The organism is Flavobacterium bomense (genome assembly GCF_003970355.1).
The window spans coordinates 862-1,317 of record NZ_RYDJ01000132.1 but is presented as its reverse complement, the minus strand read 5'-3'; the positions used below and the strand labels follow the sequence as shown (position 1 = coordinate 1,317).

The following is a 456-nucleotide window of genomic DNA, read 5'->3' as shown; positions in this document are numbered from 1 at the left end:
CTTTGTCAAAAAAAGCCATTGCTTTCTCCAAATCTGGGGAATATTGCGGTTTTTTATTAACAAAATTCAAAAATTCATCCAGAACACGCCGTTTAATTTTAGCCTCTATTTGGGAACTTGCCAAAACTACATTCATTGCATTTATAGCTTTCTGAACTTCGTTTTGGTTTAAATAAAATTGAAAAAATCCCAGTTGAGCCCAGTCTGAATCTGGAATTTCCAATTCTAGTTTTTTTGTTATTTCGGATGCTTTTTGAGCTTCATTATTCTCAGAATATAGCTTTACTAAAGCAACATAATTGGACTCCTCTTTTGGGTTCTTATTAATTTTTTCAATCAAAATATTCACTTCGGCATTTTGGAATTTCCCTTGTGCCAAAATTTGCGTTTTATACATTTCACGTCGATCCGATTTTCCAACCTTTTCATTCAACTCTTCAATTAAAACGAGTGCTT

General features: G+C 32.7%; 1 pseudogene. It reads right to left on the bottom strand.

Annotated elements, in window-relative coordinates:
• Positions 1 to 456: pseudogene (locus EKL98_RS18245) on the bottom strand (tetratricopeptide repeat protein); the annotation flags it as partial.